This window comes from Agromyces sp. CF514 (genome assembly GCF_900113185.1).
Lineage (GTDB): Bacteria > Actinomycetota > Actinomycetes > Actinomycetales > Microbacteriaceae > Agromyces.
Map to the genome: position 1 here is coordinate 2,025,703 of NZ_FOZD01000001.1, position 21,903 is coordinate 2,047,605.

The 21,903-nt window shown below is 70.6% G+C and carries 18 protein-coding genes, 1 tRNA gene and 1 other RNA gene; 8 read left to right on the top strand and 12 right to left on the bottom strand.

The window, feature by feature from the left end; genetic code table 11:
- Positions 1-79 precede the first annotated feature (79 nt).
- Positions 80-3,187 carry a M14 family metallopeptidase gene (locus BM342_RS09005; RefSeq protein ID WP_092965038.1) on the bottom strand — a complete coding sequence of 1,036 codons (3,108 nt, stop codon included), beginning with the start codon at positions 3,185-3,187 and terminating at the stop codon, positions 80-82.
- Positions 3,188-3,415: 228 nt separating this feature from the next.
- On the opposite strand from BM342_RS09005, the gene ftsE reads away from it, so the two are divergent.
- The 4 genes from ftsE (at position 3,416) to BM342_RS09025 (ending at position 6,990) form a co-directional block, all read left to right on the top strand.
- On the top strand, positions 3,416-4,663 hold the full coding sequence (gene ftsE / locus BM342_RS09010) for a cell division ATP-binding protein FtsE (RefSeq protein ID WP_092965039.1): 1,248 nt from the start codon (positions 3,416-3,418) through the stop codon (positions 4,661-4,663).
- Positions 4,660-5,571 carry a permease-like cell division protein FtsX gene (gene ftsX / locus BM342_RS09015; protein WP_092965040.1) on the top strand — a complete coding sequence of 304 codons (912 nt, stop codon included), beginning with the start codon at positions 4,660-4,662 and terminating at the stop codon, positions 5,569-5,571. Before ftsE ends, ftsX begins: the two co-directional genes overlap by 4 nt.
- 144 nt (positions 5,572-5,715) lie before the next feature.
- Positions 5,716-6,192, top strand: coding sequence for an SsrA-binding protein SmpB (gene smpB, locus BM342_RS09020; protein WP_092965041.1), 477 nt, complete (start codon positions 5,716-5,718; stop codon positions 6,190-6,192).
- Between the two features lie 60 nt (positions 6,193-6,252).
- A complete protein-coding gene (locus BM342_RS09025; RefSeq protein WP_092965042.1) occupies positions 6,253-6,990 on the top strand; it encodes a tyrosine-protein phosphatase in 738 nt (245 codons plus the stop codon).
- Between the two features lie 12 nt (positions 6,991-7,002).
- Here the strand turns inward: BM342_RS09025 and BM342_RS09030 are convergent, their stop codons facing one another.
- The 4 genes from BM342_RS09030 to BM342_RS09045 form a co-directional block, all read right to left on the bottom strand.
- The gene (locus BM342_RS09030) at positions 7,003-8,040 is read right to left on the bottom strand and encodes a CE1 family esterase (RefSeq protein ID WP_092965043.1); all 1,038 of its coding nucleotides are present in this window, start codon (positions 8,038-8,040) and stop codon (positions 7,003-7,005) included.
- Between the two features lie 98 nt (positions 8,041-8,138).
- On the bottom strand, positions 8,139-8,798 hold the full coding sequence (locus BM342_RS09035) for an SIMPL domain-containing protein (protein ID WP_092965044.1): 660 nt from the start codon (positions 8,796-8,798) through the stop codon (positions 8,139-8,141).
- Between the two features lie 93 nt (positions 8,799-8,891).
- Positions 8,892-10,181, bottom strand: coding sequence for a glycosyltransferase (locus BM342_RS09040; RefSeq protein ID WP_092965045.1), 1,290 nt, complete (start codon positions 10,179-10,181; stop codon positions 8,892-8,894).
- A 34-nt stretch (positions 10,182-10,215) separates the two neighbouring features.
- Positions 10,216-12,411: a glycoside hydrolase domain-containing protein gene (locus BM342_RS09045; RefSeq protein WP_092966733.1), complete on the bottom strand. Its 2,196-nt coding sequence runs from the start codon at positions 12,409-12,411 to the stop codon at positions 10,216-10,218.
- A 329-nt stretch (positions 12,412-12,740) separates the two neighbouring features.
- On the opposite strand from BM342_RS09045, the gene ssrA reads away from it, so the two are divergent.
- Positions 12,741-13,110, top strand: a transfer-messenger RNA (tmRNA) gene (gene ssrA, locus BM342_RS09050).
- Positions 13,111-13,190: 80 nt separating this feature from the next.
- Here the strand turns inward: ssrA and BM342_RS09055 are convergent.
- The gene (locus BM342_RS09055; RefSeq protein WP_092965046.1) at positions 13,191-14,102 is read right to left on the bottom strand and encodes a LysR family transcriptional regulator; all 912 of its coding nucleotides are present in this window, start codon (positions 14,100-14,102) and stop codon (positions 13,191-13,193) included.
- 81 nt (positions 14,103-14,183) lie between these two features.
- Here BM342_RS09055 and BM342_RS09060 point away from each other — a divergent pair, with 81 nt between their 5' ends.
- Positions 14,184-15,122: a DMT family transporter gene (locus tag BM342_RS09060; protein ID WP_143109801.1), complete on the top strand. Its 939-nt coding sequence runs from the start codon at positions 14,184-14,186 to the stop codon at positions 15,120-15,122.
- Positions 15,123-15,167: 45 nt separating this feature from the next.
- Here the strand turns inward: BM342_RS09060 and BM342_RS09065 are convergent, their stop codons facing one another.
- Positions 15,168-15,806, bottom strand: a complete 639-nt coding sequence (locus BM342_RS09065; protein WP_143109802.1) for a hypothetical protein — start codon at positions 15,804-15,806, stop codon at positions 15,168-15,170.
- A 291-nt stretch (positions 15,807-16,097) separates the two neighbouring features.
- Between BM342_RS09065 and BM342_RS09070 the strand changes: the two genes are divergently transcribed.
- A complete protein-coding gene (locus BM342_RS09070) occupies positions 16,098-17,699 on the top strand; it encodes a glycoside hydrolase family 6 protein (protein WP_092966737.1) in 1,602 nt (533 codons plus the stop codon).
- A 93-nt stretch (positions 17,700-17,792) separates the two neighbouring features.
- Here the strand turns inward: BM342_RS09070 and BM342_RS09075 are convergent, their stop codons facing one another.
- Genes BM342_RS09075 through BM342_RS09085 form a run of 3 tightly spaced genes read right to left on the bottom strand, consistent with a single transcriptional unit; the run spans position 17,793 to position 19,980 of the window.
- Positions 17,793-18,077 (bottom strand): DUF1653 domain-containing protein, encoded by a 285-nt coding sequence (locus BM342_RS09075; RefSeq protein ID WP_092965048.1) that lies wholly within the window; start codon positions 18,075-18,077, stop codon positions 17,793-17,795.
- Complete coding sequence (locus tag BM342_RS09080) at positions 18,074-19,063, bottom strand: LLM class F420-dependent oxidoreductase (RefSeq protein WP_092965049.1); 990 nt, start codon at positions 19,061-19,063, stop codon at positions 18,074-18,076. Before BM342_RS09080 ends, BM342_RS09075 begins: the two co-directional genes overlap by 4 nt.
- Complete coding sequence (locus BM342_RS09085; RefSeq protein ID WP_092965050.1) at positions 19,060-19,980, bottom strand: inositol monophosphatase family protein; 921 nt, start codon at positions 19,978-19,980, stop codon at positions 19,060-19,062. Before BM342_RS09085 ends, BM342_RS09080 begins: the two co-directional genes overlap by 4 nt.
- A 162-nt stretch (positions 19,981-20,142) precedes the next feature.
- Between BM342_RS09085 and BM342_RS09090 the strand changes: the two genes are divergently transcribed.
- A tRNA-Lys gene (locus BM342_RS09090) sits at positions 20,143-20,215 on the top strand.
- A 63-nt stretch (positions 20,216-20,278) separates the two neighbouring features.
- On the opposite strand, the gene BM342_RS09095 is transcribed toward BM342_RS09090, so the two are convergent.
- Both BM342_RS09095 and BM342_RS09100 read right to left on the bottom strand, forming a co-directional pair.
- Entirely contained in the window at positions 20,279-20,683 is a 405-nt protein-coding gene (locus tag BM342_RS09095) for a DUF7144 family membrane protein (protein ID WP_092965051.1), read from the bottom strand.
- Between the two features lie 149 nt (positions 20,684-20,832).
- Positions 20,833-21,885, bottom strand: coding sequence for a hypothetical protein (locus tag BM342_RS09100; protein WP_092965052.1), 1,053 nt, complete (start codon positions 21,883-21,885; stop codon positions 20,833-20,835).
- Positions 21,886-21,903: the final 18 nt, after the last annotated feature.

Here is a 21,903-nt window from a genome sequence, read left to right on the forward strand (position 1 = left end):
CCGGGTGAGTCATCGCACCCGAACGGCCGACCCTTCGAGAGGTGCCGGCCGTTCGCGCGTGATCGGCGCGCGTGATCGCTCAGTCGAGCAGGTGCTCCAGCGCCCGGCCCATCCAGTCCGCCCGCACCGCGGCATCCGTGATGCCCTCGAAGCCGAAGCCCGCGAGCAGCGACTGCGGGGTGGCCACGACCGCGGCCTCCGGGAACCCGCCGGCCGTCGTGCGGATGAACGTGTTCGGGTTCGGCGCGCTGCCGGCGGGCGGGCCGCCGAGCGTCCAGCCGCCGAGATCCGACTCGAACGAGGTCGAACCCTGGCCGGTCGACACCTCGACATCGTCGAAGAACACTCCGAGGCCCTGCGTCGACCAGTCGCTCGCGTACGACAGCGCCACCTCGACCTGGCCGCCCGCGTAGGCGCCGAGATCCACCGTCCACTGCCGCCACCCGCCGGAGTTGCCGGATGCCGCATTCCACGAGCCGGTCGAACCGGTCGGGCTGCACGTGCCGTCGCCGTTCACCGTCTGGTAGTGGTCGAGCTGCGGGTGCAGCTCGTTCCACCCTGCCGGGCAGCTCTCACCGGTCGACTGCGACGTGTTGCCGTTGAGGTCGGGCAGCGTCGTCCAGTCGTCCTGGCCTGGCGTGTGGGCCTCGACGAAGGTGAAGTCCCAGTCCGCCTCGGTGTCGTGCGACGACCAGAACGACAGCGTCGCGCCGCCGGCCGGCACGTCGATCGTGCGCGTGACCTGCTTGTACGAGACATCCCCGAGCTGCGAGTACACGTAGGAGTCGCCCGTGCGCGGCTCGAAGGGGCCGCCCTCGCGATCCCAGCGGGCCGCGACCGAGCTCTCGAACTGCGGATACGTCGCCGGGTCGAGGATGCCGCTCGTCGTGATGAACGAGTTCGTGTGGTCCTGGTTCTGGGCGCTGTCGGCGCCGTTGAACGTCCACGAGAGCCCGCCGAACGGCTCGTCGACGCCGAACGCGTCGAGCACGGCGCCGTTGTCGTCGAGCCCGGCCGAATCGACCGCGACGTAGCCGCCGAACCAGTACTGGAGCACGTCGTTCACCGAGTCGCCGGAGCCGCCGAGCGGCTTGCATCGGGCCAACACCGCCGGGTCGGCCTGGCACTGCGCGTTGGCCGACGTGGGGTCGAAGAAGTACGAGGCCGACGCGTACTGGGTGCCCGCCCAATCGCCCGTGTAGAGCACCCTGCCGCCCTCGTTCATGAAGTCGCGGACGTTCAGCAGTTCGTCCATCGCGAGGCGCGAGGCGTTGCCGGCGCCCCAGCCCGGCTCACGCGTGATGATGTCGTCGCCCGTGTACCAGACGACCGCGTCGTAGTGCGAGAGCACGCCGAGCGCGTCGGCGGCGACCCGCCCCGCGGCATCCACGTCGTAGACGTCGTAGGCGACGCCGTTCGCGTCGAGCGCGTCCGTGTACGAGGCGAGGTACTTCGGCGCGGTCGTGCCGGCCTGCACCGGTGAGGCGCCCGTGTAGTCCTCGGACGCGAGCACCAGTACGTCGGCCTTCGATTCCGAGACGGCCTGATAGGTGAACGAGTTGCTCTTCGTGCGCCCGCTCTCGAACCACACCTTGACGGAGTCGCCGGGGCTCGTACCCCGGACGACCCCGCTCATCACGTGGTAGTACACGTCGGTCGCGCCGCCGTAGCGTTCGCCGCCCTTCCATTCGGAGGTCGGCGCGCTTCGGGCCCTGCCGCCGTTGATCGAGTACTTCACGGTGACCTTGCCGAGGCTCCGCTTGGCGAGCACGCGCACCTCCTGCGGGTCGCCGAACGAGTACTGGAACGTGAAGTTCGACTGCGGCAACCCGACCTTGTAGTCGTCGTCGCTCTGGAGGTAGAACGCCTTCGTCTTCGCCCCGAGATGCGACACCGGGTTCGCCGGGTCCTTGGCCGACTTCGCGACATCCGTCGAGAACGGGAGGATCCGCTCGAACTCGGCCTGCACCTGCGCCTCGTCGTCGGGGAACACGAAGCCGCCGCCGCCGTCGCCCTCTCCGAGTTCGGGCGTCCACGAGAGCGTGCCGCGCGACACGTGCGCGAAGTCGGTGGTCTCGCCGTTGGTCACGTACAGCACGTCCGACGAGAGGCCCGGTTCGAAGCCGTCGACCGCCGGGCTGTCGAGGTTGCCGGACAGGGCGGTGTAGATCGGGTCGTCCGCGGTAGGCGTGGCGGTCTGCCATCCCTCGGGGTAGAGCAGGTACTGGCCGAACGAGTGGTAGTTGACCTGGAACTCCGGCTTGGCTCGCTTGAACAGCGCCATCATCGCCTTCGTCTCCGGCTCGGAGCCCGCCGACGGGCCCCGGTAGGTCTCGCTCACGGCCTGCGCCGAGGAACCCTCTTCGTCGTACGCGAAGTGCTCGGGGAAGTTGCGGTTCGGGTCGACGCCGTCGCCGCGGTTCACCTCGCCGTTCCCGTCGTTGTCGCGCAGGTTCTTGCGCCAGAGCCGTTCGTGGTCGAACGTGTACTGGTAGCCGTCGGGGTTCGCGACGACGAGGAACCAGAGCTCGGTCGACTTCAGCAGGTTGCGCACCGACCTGTCGTTCGCCCGCCACCCGTCGACGTACCAGTTCAGCAGCCGGCGGTTGACCTCGGTCGAGATCCACTCGCGTGCGTGCTGCGTCGAACTGAACAGCGCGGCGGGACGGCTGCCGTCGGCCTGGCCGCGAGCGCCCTGCGTGAGCTTCAGCGCGATGATCTCGCGGCCTTCGTAGGTGTGTCCGAGCACCACGAGCTTCACGAGTTGCGGGTTGTCCTTCGCGAGCCGGTACAGCTCGTCGCGGATGCCGCCCTGCTCGTCCCACGACCGCCAGACGTCGTAGCCCGAGGCGGCCTGCGCCTCGGCCTGCTGGCGCGCGGACAGGCCGTCCTTGCCCTGCTTCACCTTCACGTCGACGCCGCGTCTGGCAAGCCCGTCGGCCTCCTCCTCGGTGAGGACGAGATCCATCGAGACGCCGTCGACGGTGGCCTCGGTCGCGGCGACGTCGTAGCCGGCGTCGGCGATCTCCGCGGCCTGCGCGGCGTCGACCTCCGCTCGATAGATGTCGAGCGAACCGTCGTCGCTCGGCGCGGCCGCCGCACCGAGGGGACTCAGCATCGCGGCGGCGACGGCGAGCCCGACGGTGCCGACGGCGAGGCGCTTCCAGGTGGATCGGGTTCCAGGCATGACGACCCCTTCGGCCCGGATTCCGGCAACCAGCGGGAGGTGGTGACGACGTCGTTGTCCGTACCCCTGTGTTCGCCACGCTTCTGGCGCTCCGCGGACCCTACGGCACAGGATGGTGGCGCATCGCGCCCGCGTCAAGGGCTACCTGAGGTTTCCTCGGGTGAACGGTGCAGGGATTCGCGGTGTCGCTGCCCGCATTCGAGCCGTTGATGCTTAGGCTCGAACGCGATGATCCGCTTCGACTCCGTCACCAAGACCTACCCCGGGCAGGCGAAGCCCGCGCTGAACGACATCGGCGTGGAGATCCTCCGCGGCGAATTCGTGTTCCTCGTGGGCGCATCGGGATCCGGCAAGTCCAGCTTCCTGCGGCTGATCCTCAAGGAGGAGAAGCCGTCGAGCGGCACGATCCACGTGCTCGGCCAGAACCTCGGCTCGATCTCGAGCCGCAAGGTGCCGTACTTCCGGCGCGACCTGGGCGTGGTGTTCCAGGACTTCCGGCTGCTGCGCGACAAGTCCGTCTACGAGAACGTCGCCTTCACGCTGCGCGTGATCGGCAAGTCGCGCGGGTACATCCACACGGCGGTGCCCGAGACCCTCAAACTCGTCGGCCTCGACGGCAAGGGCAAGCGCATGCCGCACGAGCTCTCGGGCGGTGAGCAGCAGCGCGTGGCCATCGCGCGCGCCATCGTGAACAAGCCCCAGATCCTGCTCGCCGACGAGCCGACCGGCAACCTCGACCCGGTCACCTCTGCCGGCATCATGACCCTGCTCGAGCGCATCAATGCGGGCGGCACGACGGTCGTCATGGCCACGCACGAGGCCGGCATCGTCAACGAGATGCGCCGCCGAGTGATCGAGCTCTCCGCGGGCGACATCGTGCGCGACGAACGCTCGGCCGGCTACGGCGCCGTGCAGGGCACGCTGCCCGTCGACGACGACACGGCTGCCGCAGCGGCAGCCGTCGCCGCGGCCGAGGCGGCATCGGCCGCGCTGGTCCACGAGCAACGCGAACGCGAGGCCGCGGCGGCCGACGCGGCTCCCGCCGCGAAGTCGAAGCGCGCCGGCCGCTCGAAGAAGCGGGCCGCGGCCGAGCAGCCCGAGCCCATCGTGCCCGCACCCGAGACCCCGCCGACCGTGACCGCGGCCGCGCCCAAGGTGACCCCCGAGATGATGCAGCAGAGCCAGCCGCTCTACGTCGAGCCCGAGGCCACCGACGAGGTGACCGACGCCGCGGCCGAGATCACGGCCGCCGCGACCGCGTCGATCGAGATCCCGCGGGGTTCGACGGGCGGCGAGCCCGAGGCATCCGGTGACGGAGGCGAACCCGGCGACGATGCGGCATCCGGAACCACCGCCGCGACGGACGCGCCGGCCGACGTCAAGCAGCACCTCACGCTCGCCGAACGACTGGGGTTGCGAGCCCCCGGAGGCCCGCGCGAGGGCGACGACGACCAGGAAGTTGGCCCGACGCGATGAGGTTCGGACTCGTGCTCGCCGAGGCCGGCAACGGCCTGCGGCGCAACATCACCATGGTGGTCTCGGTCGTGCTCGTGACCTTCATCTCGCTGACCTTCGTCGGCACCGCCGCGCTGCTGCAGTTGCAGATCGCCCAGATGAAGAACTACTGGTACGACCGCGCCCAGGTCGCGGTCTACCTCTGCACGTCGGTCTCGACGGCCGCGGGCTGCGTCGACGGCGAGGCCACGGTCGAGCAGAAGGACGCGATCGAGGCGCAGCTGACCTCCGACACGCTCTCGCCGTTCATCGACGAGTACTACTTCGAAGACCACCAGCAGGCGTACGAGAACTTCCAGGAGCAGTTCGCGGGCACGCCCGCGGCCGACTACGTGACGCCCGAGGTGCTGAACGAGACGTTCTGGGTGAACCTCGTCGACCCCTCGCAGTCCGACGTGCTCGTCGAGGCCCTCGCGGGTCTCGCGGGCGTCGAGCAGGTCGTCGACCAACGGCGCTACCTCGACCAGATCTTCGACGTGCTGAACGCCGCGAGCTACACGGCCATCGCGGTCGCCGCGATCATGCTCGTCGCCGCGGCGCTGCTCATCGCGACGACGATCCGGCTGTCGGCGTTCTCGCGTCGGCGGGAGCTCGGCATCATGCGGCTCGTGGGCGCCTCGAACCGCTTCATCCAGACGCCGTTCATCCTCGAGGGCGTGTTCGCGGGACTCATAGGCTCCGTGCTCGCAGGCGGGGCGGTCGTGGCGATCGTGCACTTCTTCGTGCAGGGCTACCTCGCGGAACGACTGTCGTTCACGTTCGTCGACCTCGGTGACGCGCTGCTCGTGGTTCCGCTCCTGATCGTGGTCGGCGTGCTGCTCGCGGCCCTGTCGGCCGGCATCGCGATCAGGCGGTACCTGCGCGTCTGAGCGGATGCCGCGGCATCCGTCGTGCGTGACTGCCGGTCGGTCTCGACCGCCGGTCGTCGCAGGTGCCGAACGGTGCGCCCGCGTGCACTAGAGTGAAAGGCTGCTCCGGATGCCGGGGCATCCGTCGAGCAGAAGGAGCATGCCGTGCCCAGGGAACGCGGTCAGAAGGTGGTGGCGACCAACCGCAAGGCGCGCCACGACTACACGATCGAGGACACCTACGAGGCGGGCATCGTGCTCTGGGGCACCGAGGTGAAGTCGCTGCGCGAGGGCCGGGCATCGCTCGTCGACGGCTACGCGTTCATCGACGGCGGCGAGATGTGGCTCGACGCGGTGCACATCCCCGAGTACACCGAGGGCACGTGGAACAACCACGCGCCGCGGCGCAAGCGCAAGCTCCTGCTGCACAAGCAGGAGATCGTGAAGATCAGCCAGCGCACGGCGCAGGGCGGGTACACCCTCGTTCCGCTGCGCATCTACTTCTCCGACGGCAGGGCGAAGGTCGAGATCGCGGTCGCCAAGGGCAAGCGCGAGTACGACAAGCGCCAGGCGCTGCGCGAGAAGCAGGACAAGCGCGAGGCCGATCGGGCGATCTCGAGCCGGCGCCACCTCGGCGAATAGCGGTCGGTTCGCGGCGGGCTCCCAGTCGCACCTCCGGTGCCGCGGAGTAGGCTCGACGCGATGAAGACTCCGACGCGCATCCCGGTTGCCGGCACCTACAACTTCCGCGACGTCGGGGGGCTTCCCGCCGCCACCGGAACGGTGCGCGACGGCGTGCTCTACCGCTCCGACGGGCTGTACCGCATCGGCGACGAGGGCCGCGAGCAGCTCCGCGAGCTCGGCGTCGGCATCATCATCGACCTGCGCGACGAGAACGAGGCCGCGCGCATGCCCGACGACATCGACGGCCTCGACGTCGAGGTGCTGCGCCTGCCCGTCTTCGAGGGCTCCGGCGCCTCGCAGGGCACGGCGGGCATCTCGCTCGAGGCGCTCTACGACCGCATCGTGACGATGCACGCGCCGATCGTCGTCGATGCCGTGCGCGAGATCTCGAGTGCCGGCGAGCGCTCGGTGCTGGTGCACTGCACGGCCGGCAAGGACCGTACCGGCGTCGTCGTCGCGATCGCCCTGCTGGCGGTCGGCGTCGATCGCGAGGCCGTCATCGACGACTACGCGCGCACCGAGGGCAACCTCGCGGGCGAGTGGCTCGAAGAGATGATCGAGCTCATCGGGCGGTACGGCGTTCCCGACAGCCCCGCGCTGCGCACGCTCATGGGCGGCAGCCCGCGCGAGGCCATCGAGGGCGCCATCGAGACCGTCGAGCGGGCGCACGGCTCGGCACGCGAGTACCTGCTCGCCTCGGGCCTCTCGCTCGACGAGCTCGCACGGCTCGAGCGTCTGCTGGTCGCTGCCGACTGACGCGACCCCGGATCACCCCAGTCCGAGGAAGAACTCGACCGCCGCGAGCGGACCGTCGAGGTCCTGCGTGGTGCCGCCCATGATGCGCGGTTGCGAGTACTTCGGGTTGGGCACGACGTGGCCGCCGCCCTCTACCGCGTAGAGCACGACCGGAGCAGCGGTGTCCGCACCGTAGACCGTGCGGGTCACCTCGCCGTCTTCGGTCTCGACGCCGTCCTTCACCCTCGTGACGACGGGTTCGGCGGTGATGCCGTTGCGCTCGGCCCAGAGGCGCGCCGAATCATCCGCGGAGTTGACCATGCCGAGGTCGGTGCCGAAGGCGCTCGCCTCGCCGCCGGTGAAGGGATTGATCGGGTCGGCCGTCCCGAGCACGAACATCGCGGCCTCCGGAGTCGTCGAGTCGGTGCACGAGAAGTTCGAGGCCTCGGGATACGCCGCCGCGAACGCCGCGAACGCCTTCACGAGGTCGGGCCGTTCGGCGCCGAGGCGCATCGAGAAGTGCCCGCCGTTCGAGAGCCCCGTGGCGAACACGCGCGAGCGGTCGATGCCGTACTCGGCCTCGGTCGCGCCGATGATCGCCTCGGTGAATGCGACGTCGTCGATGTCGTCGAGGCGAGCCGGGTACGGCGTCGAGGTGCGGCAGTCGTGCCACGTGTTCCGGTAGCCGTCGGGGTAGACCGCGATGAAGCCCCGCTCGACGGCGAGCTCGTCGAATCGGTAGCCGGTCATGGTGCGCATCTGGGCGCCGTTCGCGTTCGATCCGTGGAACGCGAGGATCATGGGGGCGTCGGCGGGCAGGTCGTCGGGCACGACGGTCGTGTACGTGCGCTCGAGGCCGTCGACCGTGAGCGCGTGGGTCTCGACCGTCGCCGCGAGTTCGGGCTCGGCGGGCATGGGCGAGTAGAGGAACCACGCGCCGAGCGCGCCGACCACGAGCGCCAGTCCGCCGATGACGGAGGCCGTGATGACGAGTGCGCGCTTGAGGCGGCGCTTCCGGGGCTTCGCCGTCGGGGTGGCGGGCGAATCGGCCGTGGGGGTGGACGTGGCCATGCTGCTCCTTTGCAGTGCGTCGGTGGGCGCCGATCACAATACCAAGTAGCGCGCGGTTTTCAATTCCGCGTCGGGTGCGCGCCGTCGACGCCTGCCGATCAGGCCGGTTCGGCCACGAACCTCGCGTCGACGGATGCCTCGATGACGAGCTCCTGCGGCGCGAACTCGGTTGCTGCGGGGCCGCCGACATCTGCCGCGGCGCGCATCATCATGGCCTTCGGCATGGGCGAGGGAGCCGAGCCGAGCAGCCCGTGATCGGTCACCTCGACCGCGACCGGGGTGCCGAGCCCGAGGGCTGAGGCGTATACGCCCGCCTTGGCGACCGCATCGGCGATCGCCGCTCGCTGGGCGGATTCCCGGGCGCGCGTGCGCGAGGCATCCGTCAACCGCCAGTCGATGCCGCCGACCGTGAGCTCGGCTGAGCCGGTGACGACGCCGAGCCACTCGCCCAGCCGGTCGAAGTCGCGGAAGACGACCTCGACGTCGGCGCTCGCCTCGTGCACGAGGGGCAGCTGACGGCCGTCGGCGTTCCACGGCCGATGGGACCACACGCGCAGCTGCGGCGCCGACCAGGTCTCGAGGGCTCCGGATGACTCGAGCTCGCGCACGGCCGCGAGCAGGCGTTCGTGCGCCGCACCGGTGCGGGCGACGACCTCGTCGCGAGCCTCGCCCGAGCTGCCGACGGAGAGCGGCACTGCCGCGAGCTCAGGAGCGACGCGGGATTCGGCGCGCCCGGTGACGGTGATGGCGGTCTGCATGGGTCCCCCTCTTCGACATGCCCAGCCTAGGCCGAGGTGCGGACACCGGAGGGGTGGCGGCGGCGCCCGACCTGCTCGGGCGCCGCCGCCGGCTCAGACGGGCAACCGTGCCGGGAGCGCCCCGGCCCGGTCGAACAGCCGCTCGAACACCACGCCGCGATCGAACTGCAGGGCGTGGGCACGCGCGGCGACCGCACGTTCGGCACGCTCGGCGGGCGTGCGGGCGAGTGCCGCGTCGATCGCCGCGGCGATCGCGTCGGGGTCGTCGACGGGCACGATCGCGGCGTGATCGCCGACCGCTTCGATGATGCCGCCCGTGTCGGTCGTGATCACCGCGCCGCCGCCCGCGAGCATCTGCTCGGCCAGCGCGATGCCGAAGGTCTCGACGAACTCCGGACGCGGCTTGCTCGGCAGCACGTAGGCGGCGCAGCCGGCCATGAGGTACGGCTTCTCGGCGTCGTCGACGTCGTCGAAGAACACGATGCGGTCGGCGATGGGCGAGGCGGCCGCGAACGCTCGGAGCGCCTGCTCCTCGGGCCCGCGACCAACGATGACGAGCTTCAGCCGCTCGTTCGCGCCCGTGCGCTCGAAGCCCGTGATGAGGTCGTCGACGCCCTTCGCCTTCGTCAGGCGCGAGAGGAACAGCACGTAGCCGTCGCGTTCGAGGCCGCGCACCGCGAGCGTCGCCTCGATGACGGCCGGATCGAGGTCGAGATACGCCGACGTGTCGATCGCCGGGTACGAGATCTCGATGCGCTGGCGGCACTGCTCGGCGAACGCGGTGCCGTGCACGGCGTCGATCTCGGCCGCCGACGAGACGATGAGCTCGCGCGTGTACTCCGAGACCGCCACGCAGTGGTCCTGCGAGAGGTAGCTCGACAGCACGTGCGCGGCCGCGCCGAAGCGACCCTCCTCGACGCACGAGCGCACGACGTTCGTGACATCCGACCCGACGGCCTCGGCGATCGTGGTGACGTTGACCGGGAGGCCCGTGTTCCACGCGGCGCGCACGGCGTCGGCCACGGCGATGGTGTGCGGGCTCAGGTACAGCGAGAGGCAGACCGTCGGAACGCCGTCGGTGAACAGCTCGATCAGGCGGCCCGTGATGCCCGCGAGATAGCGGCCGTCGGGCACCTTGTAGTCGCCGACCGGGTCGGGTCGTTCGACGAAGATGCCCTCGCTGTACGGCAGCATCGTGTCGAGCGGTTTCAGCGGCAGGCCCGTCGCTTCGAGGCGTTCGATCGGCCAGGTGATGATGCGCACCTCGTCGAAGCCGCGTTCGATCGCGGCCTCGGCGAGGTTGCGACCCTCGACCGAGTGCCCGCAGATCACGGGGTCGGCGCGATTGACGATGACGAGGCGATTGCGTGGCTTGGTGCTCATGACGGTTCCTTTCAGCGCTGGCGGTCGTGCCGGGTCATCCGCTCGGGGTCGAGGGCGGTCGGGCGTCCGTGCCCCACGCGCCGGGCTCGGGCCCGAGCTCGACGAGTAATCGGCCGCCGCGGTGCACCTCGTCGCCGCGGAGCCACGTGCGATCGATCGGATCGCCGTTCAGGCGGACCGACTGCACGTACTGCGGGGGACCGTCGTGCCGGGGCTCGACGAAGCCCCTCGTCTCGATCGCGAGGTCGCCGCCGCTGAACGCGATTCGGCTCTCGGCATGCGCGGGCGCGTTCACGAGGAACAGGTTCTGACCGGCGACGGGGAACAGCCCGAGCGACGCCCACACGTACCAGGAACTGAGGCCTCCGGAGTCGTCGTTGCCCGGCAGCCCGCCCCGGCCGGTGCCGAACTGCTGCTGCACCGCGGCGTGCACCACCTCGGCGGTGCGGTCGGGCCGGCCCGCGTAGTGATAGGCCCACGGGGCGTCCATGTCGGGCTCGTTGTTCATGCCCTCGAACCGGCCGAGCGCGTAGCCCGCCGTGATCTCGTCGATGCCCGGTTGGAGCCCTGGCTGTTGCACGGGCTGCGCACCGTAGCCGAAGAATCGGTCGAGCATGTCGACGAATCGCTCGTCGCCGCCCGCGAGATCGATGCGGCCGCGCATGTCGTGCAGCAGGCGGAACGAGTAGTTGTACCGGCTGCCCTCGTAGAACGTCGAATCGACGAGGAGGCCCGTCTCGAGGTCGAACGCGTTGCGCCACCGCGACGAGAGGCCGACGAACTGCTCGACGAGCGCACGGTCGCCGACGCGTTCGGCCACCTTGGACGTGCACCAGTAGCCGAACGCGAGATCGAGCGTGTGACTGATCGGATGCGCGTGCCCGCGAAGCAGGAAGTCCTCTCCGTAGGTGCGCCGGAGGTCGGCATTCATGTGCACGAGTGCCCAGTCCCAGTCGACGCCCGGCAGGTCGAGCTGGCACAGGTCGGCGAGGAACGTCTGCGCGAGCGCGCTGCCCTGCCGCGAGAACCGGTCGCTGCCTCGCGCCATGCGGTAGCCGATCGGGAAGTTGCCCTCCTCCTCGCAGATGGTCAGCAGCGCCGTGCCCAGCTCGATCGCGCGCTCGGGCATGAGCGCGGTGATGAGCGGCAGTTGCGTGCGGTAGATGTCCCACATGGTCGACAGGTCGAACACGAACGGCCCGTCGGTGGGCCAGAACGGGCTCTCCTCTGGTGCGAGGCACGGCTTGATGAGCGAGTGGTAGAGCGCCGTCGAGAACACGGTGTCGCGCTCGGCGCTCGGGGCGTCGACCGCGATCGCCTTCAGCTGACGTCGCCAGGTCTTGCGCGTGCGCTCGCGTCGAGGGGTGAACCGCGAGTCGCCCTCGCCGCAGTCGGCGCGCAGGTTCGCCTTCGCCTGCTCGACCCCGCGCAGCGAGAAGCCGATGCGCACCTCGATCGACTGGCCGGGCTCGCTCGGCCCGGCCCACATGAGCCCGAACGGCCGCAGGGTCGTCGGCCGGATGTGGTCGAACGCGAGGCGCGTGCCGCCCGGCATCAGTCGTCGGTCGTACCAGAGCATCTGCCGCCACGAACTCGCGTCGCACTCGATGTAGACCGCGAGCGGCGTGCCCTCGACGACGATCTCGCCCTGCGCGACGCCCGGACCCACCGACTCGAGCTTGGCCCGCAGCGGGATCGTCTCGCCATAGGGGATGCCGAGACCGCCGAGCGAGAAGTCGATCACGACCCGGGCGTTGCGATGCCGCGGGAAGGTGTACCGGTGCACGGCGCTCTTCGGCCCGACCGTGAGCTCGGAGCGGATGCCGTTCTCGAGCGTCGCCTGGTAGTACCCGGGCTCCGCCGTCTCGTCGGTGATGTCCCACTGGCGGCCGAGCTCGTCGAGCGGCTCGATCATGGGCGTCACCCGGAAGTAGTTGTAGTACTTGCGGATCGCGCCGGTGCCCGACTGCTGGAAATGCGTGAACCCCGAGGCCACGGGGCGATCGTGGATCGCGACCGGCAGTCCCTCGGTGCCGAGGTCGTACCGGCCGTAGCCCGTCGGGTAGGCGCCGGAGTACGCGCAGGCCGAGACCATGCCGAGCGGATACGTCGCACCCGGATGCGTGTTGCCGACCTGCGGCTTCGGCCACCACCAGGTCGCCGCGAGCCCCGTCTGCGCGGGGAGCGCGGTCGCCTCGGTTCCGATGAACGGGTCGACGCGGCCGATCATGCCGGGCATCCTCGCCCCGGCCGGATCTTCGGTGACGCCGGTCGAACGTCGGTCGCGTGCAACGTGGCCATGTGGGGACGCTACGTGCTCGGCGCTCGCCGTAGGTTACGGGCCGATGAACGATGACGGGCGGGCCCGCGGTGCGCGTTCGCCGCGGCATCCGCTCGACGAGGGCCTCGGATGCCGCGGTCGGCCTGAATCGGGAATGACAGCGCCCGCCGACTGTTGTATCCTGTAAGGCCGCGCAACCCTCGGGTTCGGGCGGCATTGGAAACTCCACAGCGTGTGACAACGGCTCGCCGAACCGGTACGACCGGGCGGTGCGACATGGGGATGATCGGTTTCGACATCGTCTGTGTACCCACGAGAAGCGGGCCGAGGATCCAGGGTTATCTCGTAAACGATCTCTGGAAAAAAATAACTGCCAATAAGACGCAGTCTGACTTCGCCCTCGCTGCTTAAGCGAGCTCGATAGTCCGTCAGCCCGGGTTCGTTTCCGCCCCGGTCGCTGGCGTCATCTAGGAAACTCGCTGCACGTCGTCGCCTGAGCGCCGTGTGGGACTTTCTTCAGGCTGGGCCTGTCGACTTAGGTGCCTGTGGCAAAGGTCGGGGCCGAGCAGAACGCTTGCACAGGATGCGCCCGGAGAAGGCGTGGAAACTCAGCGATGGACGGGGGTTCAATTCCCCCCATCTCCACCATCAGCCGTTGTCGCACGTTGTGGAACTCCATGAGAGGCCGTCCTTCGGGGCGGCCTCTCGTGGTCTCGGAGTGCGCGTGGTCAGGCGGCGGATGCCGCGCGCAGCAGTTCGCTCGCGCGATGCACGGCGGGGTTGGTGCGCATCGTGCGCTTGACCCGCATCATGATGCGGCGGCGGGCCGCGGCATCCGTGATCGGGATCATGACCGTGCCGGGCGGCAGGGCGATCGCCCCGAGCCGGGGGAGCACGGTGACCCCGACGCCGGTCGCGACGTAGTCGAACGCGCTCGTGTAGTCGGGCGCCTGGATGCGGAAGCGCGGCGCGAAGCCGGCCGTCGCCGCGGAGGCCATCACGATCTCGCGGCACGGACCGCGACTGTGGTCGTTGTCGATCCACGGCTCGTCGGCGAGTTCGGCGAGGCCGACCTCGGTGCGGCCGGCGAGCGCGTGGCCGGCGGGCACGACCACGACGTAGCCCTCGCCGCGGAGCTCCTCGAGGTCGTACGCGTCGGCCACGCCCTCGCCTGCGGACGGGTCCCGGTCGGCGCGCACGGACTCGGCGACGTACAGCTCGATGTCGGGGTCGCCGGTGAGCTGTCCGCGCAGCTCGATCATCGTGAGCTCGAGCCTGAGCTGCGGGAACTCGCGGGCGAGGGCGGCGACGACCTGCGGCAGCCACGCGCGGTTCGCCGACGAGAACGTTCCGATGCGCACGGTGCCGGTGCGACCCGTGCGCAGGTCGTCGACGACGCCGTCGAAGTCGGCGAGGTGGTCGAGCACGCGCGCGGCCCGTTCGGCGACGGCCACGCCGGCCGCCGTGGGCACGATGCCTCGGCCACGACGCTCGACGAGCGTGAGACCCGTCTCACGCTGGAGTGCGCTGACGTGCTGGCTCACCGCGGACGCCGTGTAGCCGAGCCTCGTGGCGGCCCGATTGATCGAGCCGGTCTGCACGACGGCACGGAACACGGTGAGGCGATGCGGGTCGACCATGGCCCGACACTACAGCGTTGCTACATGAATGCCAATGATCGTTCGCTTGTTCTTCAGCGTGGTCTCGAGCAGGCTTCACCCATGCGCACCACTTCCGCCGAGTCATCCGTGCCCGCACCGACGCTCGTCTCGCCCGCCTCGACCTCGACGACCGGATGGCGCGTGCTCGCCGCGATGGCCGTCGTGCTCGTGCTGTGGGCCTCGGCGTTCATCGCGATCCGGTACGTGGGCGACGCGATCTCACCCGGACCGCTCGCGCTCGGCCGCCAGCTCGTCGGCGCCGCCGCGCTCATCTCGGTCGCGATCATCCGCCGTCCGCCCCTGCCGCGCGGACGCACGCTCGCGCTCATCGCGCTCTACGGCGTGCTCTGGTTCGCGGGCTACACGCTCGTGCTCAACCTCGCCGAACGCCACCTCGACGCGGGCACGGCCGCCATGCTCGTGAACATCGCACCGCTGCTCGTCGCGCTCGCCGCGGGCGCGTTCCTCAAGGAGGGCTTCCCGCGGTCGCTCATGATCGGCATGCTCGTCGCGTTCGTCGGCGTCGTCGTCATCGCCACCGGGGGCGTCGGCGCGCACAGCGATCCGCTCGGCATCGCGCTCGGCATCCTCGCCGCCGTGCTCTACGCGCTCGGCGTGCTCGTGCAGAAGGTCGCCCTGCGCACGGCCGACGCCCTCAGCGCGACCTGGGTGGGGTGCGCGATCGGTGCCGCGGTGCTGCTGCCGTTCCTGCCGCAGGCGGTCGGCGAGCTCGCCGTCGCACCGGCGCCCGCCGTCTGGGCGATGGCGTACCTCGGGGTGTTCCCGACCGCGATCGCGTTCCTGCTCTGGGCGTACGTGCTCAAGCGCACCCCGGCCGGGCTCACGGCCTCGGCCACGCTCGCGGTCCCGGCGATCGTCGTGCTGCTGAGCCGGCTGCTGCTCGGCGAGCTGCCCACCCTGCTCGGCATGATCGGCGGCGCGCTGTGCCTCGCCGGCGTCGCGATCAGCAGGCGGTCGCCGCGGCCTCCGAAGGCCTGAGGGCGCTCAGGGGCGATCGACGGATGCCGCGGCGAGCGACTGGCGTCAGGCCGGCTCGCGTGCGAGCAGGCCGTTCTGGATGCGCTGCACGCCGCCGAACTGCCCGCAGCAGACGCACGCGAACAGCACGGCCCAACCCGCCCACAATGCGGTCTGCGACACGGGCGCGGCGATCACCAGGGCGCGGATCGCCGCCGACGCCGCGAAGACCGCGGCGAGGCCGGCGAGCGAGGACGTGATCAGGCGGGGGAGGAGGTCGCCCGAGTACCCGGCGAAGCGAACCGCGAACCAGTCGCCCCGCCCGGGTGCTCGGCGGCCGTGCGCGTACGGGAGCTCAGCCCAGTACGCGGCCGCCCGCGCGAGCCTGCGCCCGGAGCGGTGCAGCCCCACGAGCAGCACGATGGACGGCACGCCGAAGGCCGCGGCGACCAGGATGACGAACGCGGCGAACACGGCGTCGCCGAGCGGGTCTGCGCCCGACGCGAGCACCTCGATCGCGAAGCTCGTGATGAGCACCGCGACCGCCGCACCCGCCGTGCCGAGCAGTCCGAGCGCCCATCGCGACGTTCGGCCGTAGTCGGCGCGCGTGCGCTCGGCGGCGGCGTCGGCGTCGATCGCGCCGAGCCGTGCGCCGGTGCCGGCCTCCGCCTCGAGCACATCGGGGAGCGTCGCAGGCAGGATCATGCGGAACATCGGACCTCGTCGGGACCGATGCTGCGAGGTCCACGGATCACGCGTCTCCTGTCGTTCGGGCCTGCCTGCCATCGTATGGGTGCCGCCGGGCGCTGCGCTCCGCGTCGAGGCGGCGCAGAGCCGCCGCAGTGCGTTCGACGGACGCGACCCCTTGACACCGGACCGCGATGCACGGAATCGTGGGGATCGCCCTCGACGATGAGAGCGCTCTCACGATGTGAGAGTCAGATGTTCCGGCGGATGCGAATCCGTGCTGGTCGACGAAGATCCTGGAGCGTGACGATGACTTCCCACCCCCGACACATCTGGCGGACCGGCGCGGCGGTCGCCGCGGCCGGCCTGCTGACGGTCAGCCTGACCGCCCTGGCGGCACCGGCCTCGGCCGACGAACCCGTGGGCCTCGCCGGGTCGACGCTCTACGTCGACCCGCTCAGCACCACGCTCGAAGCAGCCCAGACGCTGAGCGGCCAGGCCCGCGCCGACGCCCAGCTGCTCGGGAGCATCCCGTCGGGTTCGTGGATCACGAAGGGCACCCCGGCCGAGGCCCGGGCTGCGGCCGACTCGATCGTCGACCGCGCGACGGCGCGAGGCGAGATGCCGCTGCTCGTCGTCTACAACCTGCCGTTCCGCGACTGCGCCCAGTACTCGGCCGGTGGTGCTGCGGACACGGCCGCCTACGAGGCCTGGGTCGACGGAGTCGCGGCCGGCATCGGCGATCGGTCGGCTACCGTCATCCTCGAACCCGACGGGGTCGGCATCATCCCGCACTACACGACCCTCGACGGCCAGCAGGAATGGTGCCAGCCGGCCGAGCTCGATCCCGCCACTGCGACGTCGGATCGGTTCGCCCAGCTGAACGGCGCCGTCGATCGCCTCAAGGCCGGCGCCGCGACATCCGTCTACCTCGACGGAACCGGCGCGAGCTGGCTGAACGTCGGCGAGATCTCCGACCGCCTCATCAAGGCGGGCGTCGAACGCGCCGACGGGTTCTTCCTGAACGCCTCGAACTACCAGTTCACCGCGAACTCCACGTCCTTCGGCACTTGGGTCTCCTCGTGCATCGCCTACGTCACGCAGGTGAATCCCGGCGCGTTCGGCGACTGCGGCAACCAGTACTGGAACGGCGGACCCGCCAACGGCTGGCAGGGCGTCGCCATGAGCCAGTACGCCGAATGGAGCACCGACGCGGCCGACCCGGCGGCCAACACAGCCGGCGTGGACTCCCGCTACGCGAGCATCCTCGCGGGCGTCGAACCGAGCACGCGCTTCGTGATCGACACCAGTCGAAACGGCCTCGGACCGTGGCAGTATCCGGCGGGCGCCTACCCGGTGCACGAGGACTGGTGCAACCCACCCGCCCGCGGCGCGGGCGCGCTGCCGACCACCGACACCGGCGTGGCGCTCGTCGACGCCTACCTCTGGATCAAGGTGCCCGGCGAATCCGACGGCAAGTGCTACCGCGGCACGGCCGGCCCGCTCGACCCCGCGCGCGGGATCGAGGACCCGGCCGCCGGACAGTGGTTCGCCGTGCAGGCACGAGAGCTCGTCTCGCTCGCCTCGCCCGCCCTCGCCCCGCTCGCGTGCGACGTCGACGTCACGGGAACGCGCATCGGCAAGGGCTTCGCGGCCGTGGTCGTGCTCGAGAACCGCGGCACCACGACGCTCGACCCGTGGCAGCTGACGTGGACCTTCTCCGGGCCGCAGAAGGTGACCGGGGTGCTCGGGGGTTCGGCGAAGCAGGTCGGCGCCGTGGTGACCGTCGACGCTCCCAAGCGGCTCGCGAAGCTCGCACCGGGCAAGAAGACCCTGATCGTGGTCTCGGGCACGGGACCGGCGGCCGAGCCGTGGCAATTCACGCTCAACGGGCGCGCCTGCACGAGCTGAGCGGCCGCCGCGGCGCAGCGGGCGCAACGCGCTTCGCCGCGTCGACCTGACGGCGCAGGGCGTCGGGGCTCCGCTCGGGCCCCGACGTCCGGCTCAGGGTGTCTCGACTCGCCTGAACCGCGGCACCCGGGCGCCGTCGACCGTCTCGGCGAACATGCCGAGCGGACGGATCCAGACGCCGTGGTCGCCGTAGAGGGCTCGGTAGACGACGAACCACTCCTCGGTCTCGGAGTGCCGGGCGAGCTCGAGCACCTCGTAGCGGTTGCCCTTGTAGTGCTCGTAGAGGCCGGGGCTCACGTCGGTCTCGGGCGCGGCCGGGTGGACCGCGGCATCCGTCGGGCCGGTCGTGTCGCTCGCCGACCTCGGCCGCTCGCTCATGCGCGCCCGCTCAGCTGGGGGAGCACCTCGGTGCCGAGCAGCTCGACGTGCTCGAGGTCGAGCTGGTCGACGGTCTGCAGGAAGACGCGGTCGGCGCCGAGCTCGCGCAGGCGCTCGATCTTGTCGATCGCGGCGGCGGGCGTGCCGGCGACGTTCACCTCGGCGAAGGTATCCGGGTCCTCGTCGATGGCCGCGAGGCGCCGCAGGTAGGTCGTGTCGTCGGTCGCGACGACCGTGGGCAGCGCGACCGAGAGCTTCAGGGTCGCCGGATCGCGGTCGATCGCCTCGCACGCGCGGCGAACGCCCTCGAACTTCGCGATGATCTCGTCTTCGCCTCGGAACCCGAGGTTGAACTCGGTCGCGTACCGCGCCGCGATGGCCGGCGTGCGCTTCGGACCGCCGCCGCCGACGATCAGGGGCACCCGCTGCTGATGGGGCTTCGGCAGTGCCGGCGCACCCTCGAGCGTGTAGTGCTCGCCCGCGAAGTCGAACGTCGAGCCCACCGGCGTCTCCCACAGGCCCGTCACGACCGCGAGCTGCTCGTCGAGCAGGCCGAACCGCTTCTCGGGGAACGGGATGCCGTACGCAGCGTGCTCCTCGGCGAACCAGCCCGTGCCGAGGCCGAGCTCGGCCCGCCCGCCCGACATCTGGTCGACCTGCGCGACCTGGATCGCGAGGATCCCGGGCACGCGGTACGTCACCGACGACACGAGCGTGCCGAGGCGGATGCGACTCGTCTCGCGCGCGAGTCCGGCGAGCGTGGTCCACGCGTCGGTCGGCCCGGGCAGCGGGTCGCCGCCGCCCATGCGCAGGTAGTGGTCGGAGCGGAACCAGCCGTCGAACCCGAACCGCTCGGTCGCCTGCGCATGGGCGAGCTGCGTGTCGTAGCTCGCGCCCTGCTGCGGCTCGGTGAACAGGCACACCTCGAAGGCGGGGCGGTCGGGCGTCGTGTCGATGATGGGGGCCTCTCGGGTCGGGTCGGTCATGCGTTCGGCTCGTTCGAGGCGCCGGATGCCACGGGGGAGCCGGATGCCGGTGGCGCGGCCACGATCGCGAGCACCTGCTCGTGCAGCACCCCGTTCGTCGCGAGTGCCGAGCCGTGGGCGTGGCCGGGAACGCCGTCGACCGAGGTGAACACGCCGCCCGCCTCCTCGACGATCGGCACGAGCGCGGCCAGGTCGTACTCCTTCACGTCGAACTCGCCGACGATGTCGACGAGCCCCTCTGCCAGGAGCATGTACGACCACAGGTCGCCGTAGGCGCGGTCGCGCCACACGGCCTCGCCGAGCGCGAGGAGCTCGGGCAGGCGTCCGGCGTCGCGCCATTGCGCGATGCTCTGGAAGCTCAGCGAGGCGTCGGCCAGATCGGCGACGCCCGACACCCGGACGCGGCGCACGGAGGCCGACTCGGCGTTCTCGTCGTCGCCCGGTGCGGCCGCGGCATCCGCTGCGCTCGCGGTCGTGGTCGCGTTCGTCCAGGCTCCGTGACCGCGGGCGGCCCACCAGCGACGCCCGAACGTCGGCATCGACGCGACGCCGACGACCGGCGTGCCGTCGATCGCGAGGGAGATGAGCGCGCCCCAGACCGGCACGCCGCGGAGGAAGTTCGAGGTGCCGTCGATCGGGTCGACGATCCACTGCCGCGAGCCTCGGTCGTCTCGGCCGAACTCCTCGCCGAGGATGCCGTCGGACGGGCGGGCCTCGGCCAGCCGGTCGCGGATGGCCCGCTCGACCGCGAGGTCGGACTCGGTCACGAACGTGCGGTCGGGCTTCGTCGAGATCGCGAGGTCGGCCGAGCGGAAGCGCTCGAGCGCGACGCGATCGGCGAGGTCGGCCAGCTCGAGCGCGAGAGCCAGATCCTCTGAGAGGTCGGTGCCGGGGGAGGGGGTGGGTTCGCCGTTCACCGTGTCAGGCTATCGGGACCGACTCGCCGGCCGGGTCCGCGATGTCGCTCGCGGACGCGACACGCCCGGCGGATTCGGGCCGGCGGCCTCGATTCGCGATTCGCCGTGATGTGCTGCTAGAGTCATCTCTCGGTTCGGAAAGCGAAAAACAGCCCGAATCACGCACCTCTAGCTCAATCGGCAGAGCAACTGACTCTTAATCAGTGGGTTCTGGGTTCAAGTCCCAGGGGGTGCACGAACAGCCCCGATCCTCTCGCCAGGATCGGGGCTTTTCTCATGCCCGTGCGCGGGTTCGGCGTCAGTGCTTCAGGTCGCGGCCGTGAACCGTGATGGCGTAGATCACGAGCACGTCGATCGCGATGACGATGAGCGACCACCACGGTTGCGCCGGGATGAGGAAGAGCTGTCCGAGGGCGCTGAGGCTCGCGATGATCACGGCGAGCACGCGGGCCCAGGTCGCACCGCTGAACAGCGCGAAACCGGTGATCGCCAGGAGCGCGCCGATGATGAGGTTCCACCAGCCCCACCCGGTCAGGTCGAACAGCACCAGGCCGCCCTCGCCGATGACGTAGTAGTAGTTGGAGCCGATCAGGGCGATGGAGCCCTGGATGATGCTGAACAGGCCGTTCAGGAGGATGACGACGGCCGCGAAGCCGACCCACCCGACCCAACCGGACATCCCCTTGGTTTCGGTATCACTCATTGCGGTATCCCCTTACTCGTAGGTGACCCCCGCGCGACGCCATCGTCGGCGATTGGCCGAACAGTATCGTCGCCCGACGCTCGAAGACAAGGACCTCAGCGCGTGGCGCGAGGATGTCTCGGACCAGCCGGTCGCGCCGGCTGCCTGGCTCATCCGATCCGCGTCATCCCGACGAAGGCCATCTGCGACTGCGAGTCGTTGAGGCAGGTCTGGTACAGCAGGTCGAATCCGCCCGGGATGTCGTTCGAATCGGCGGTCGCGCCGTCGAGCACCGCGGCGATGCCCTCGACCCGGTAGCGCCCCGAGATCACGCCGCTCATGTCGACGATCGCACCCGACCAGGTCGGGAATCCGGCGCCGCCGCAGTGCCAGTGCTCGCCGACGACCCGAACGCCGTAGGTGCCGGAGAGATCCACTCCGCCTGCGCAGGCGTCGAGCTCGGCCTGGAATCCGCTGGTCCAGACGTACTCGGTCCAGTCGGCCGATGCCGGGCCGGGTGTCGCCGTCGCCACGGGCGTGTCGGTTCCGCCGTCGCCCCCGTCGTCCCGGCCTTCGAGTGCGGACTCGGATGCCGCGGCATCCGCGGCGGCCTGCGCGGCAGCGGCCGCCGCGCGTTCCTCGGCGAGTCGGGCCTCCTCGGCCAGGCGGTCCTGTTCGAGCTGCCATGCCGCGACCGCTTCGTCGAGGAGGGCGATCGAGCTCGCGGCGGCGTCCGCGTCCGCATCGAGCGTGGTCGTCGCCTCGTCGAGGGTCTCGGCGAGCGAGGATGCCGAACCCGATGCCCGGACGACCTCCGCCGCGTGTCCGACCGTCAGGCCGTCGTGCAGGGCCGCCCGCGTCGACTCCACCGTCGAATGCAGACGATCGACGAGCTCTCGGAGTTGATCGGCGGCCGCATCGTCGAGCGTGCGACCCGCTGCGGCCTCGAGTGCGGCCTCGCCCTCGGCGACGGCATCCGTCGCACCTCGGAGCGATGCCGCGACCCGTGCCACGCGCTCGGGCGTCGCGATGATCAGGATGCTCGGATGCACCCGCAGATCCGCTTCCGCGTGCTCGACCGGGGCGACGGCCTCGGCGACCACGGTCGATGCCGACGCCTCCCGCACGGACGGCCGATCCGATGCCAGGGCCGCATCGCCGATCACCCCGACCAGCGAGAGGGCGACGACGATCGAGACGGCCCAGATTCCCGATGCTCGCAACGCTCCGCGACGTCGGAG

Excerpts from the sequence above, each read along its gene's own strand:
- BM342_RS09080 (WP_092965049.1), bottom strand. The coding sequence starts at position 19,063 with ATGACCGACCCGACCCGAGAGGCCCCCATCATCGACACGACGCCCGAC.
- BM342_RS09060 (WP_143109801.1), top strand. The coding sequence starts at position 14,184 with ATGCGCACCACTTCCGCCGAGTCATCCGTGCCCGCACCGACGCTCGTC.
- BM342_RS09030 (WP_092965043.1), bottom strand. The coding sequence starts at position 8,040 with ATGGCCACGTCCACCCCCACGGCCGATTCGCCCGCCACCCCGACGGCG.
- ftsX (WP_092965040.1), top strand. The coding sequence starts at position 4,660 with ATGAGGTTCGGACTCGTGCTCGCCGAGGCCGGCAACGGCCTGCGGCGC.
- BM342_RS09095 (WP_092965051.1), bottom strand. The coding sequence starts at position 20,683 with ATGAGTGATACCGAAACCAAGGGGATGTCCGGTTGGGTCGGGTGGGTC.
- BM342_RS09005 (WP_092965038.1), bottom strand. The coding sequence starts at position 3,187 with ATGCCTGGAACCCGATCCACCTGGAAGCGCCTCGCCGTCGGCACCGTC.
- BM342_RS09065 (WP_143109802.1), bottom strand. The coding sequence starts at position 15,806 with ATGATCCTGCCTGCGACGCTCCCCGATGTGCTCGAGGCGGAGGCCGGC.
- ftsE (WP_092965039.1), top strand. The coding sequence starts at position 3,416 with ATGATCCGCTTCGACTCCGTCACCAAGACCTACCCCGGGCAGGCGAAG.
- BM342_RS09040 (WP_092965045.1), bottom strand. The coding sequence starts at position 10,181 with ATGAGCACCAAGCCACGCAATCGCCTCGTCATCGTCAATCGCGCCGAC.
- BM342_RS09035 (WP_092965044.1), bottom strand. The coding sequence starts at position 8,798 with ATGCAGACCGCCATCACCGTCACCGGGCGCGCCGAATCCCGCGTCGCT.
- BM342_RS09055 (WP_092965046.1), bottom strand. The coding sequence starts at position 14,102 with ATGGTCGACCCGCATCGCCTCACCGTGTTCCGTGCCGTCGTGCAGACC.
- BM342_RS09025 (WP_092965042.1), top strand. The coding sequence starts at position 6,253 with ATGAAGACTCCGACGCGCATCCCGGTTGCCGGCACCTACAACTTCCGC.
- BM342_RS09070 (WP_092966737.1), top strand. The coding sequence starts at position 16,098 with ATGACTTCCCACCCCCGACACATCTGGCGGACCGGCGCGGCGGTCGCC.
- BM342_RS09045 (WP_092966733.1), bottom strand. The coding sequence starts at position 12,411 with ATGATCGGCCGCGTCGACCCGTTCATCGGAACCGAGGCGACCGCGCTC.
- BM342_RS09075 (WP_092965048.1), bottom strand. The coding sequence starts at position 18,077 with ATGAGCGAGCGGCCGAGGTCGGCGAGCGACACGACCGGCCCGACGGAT.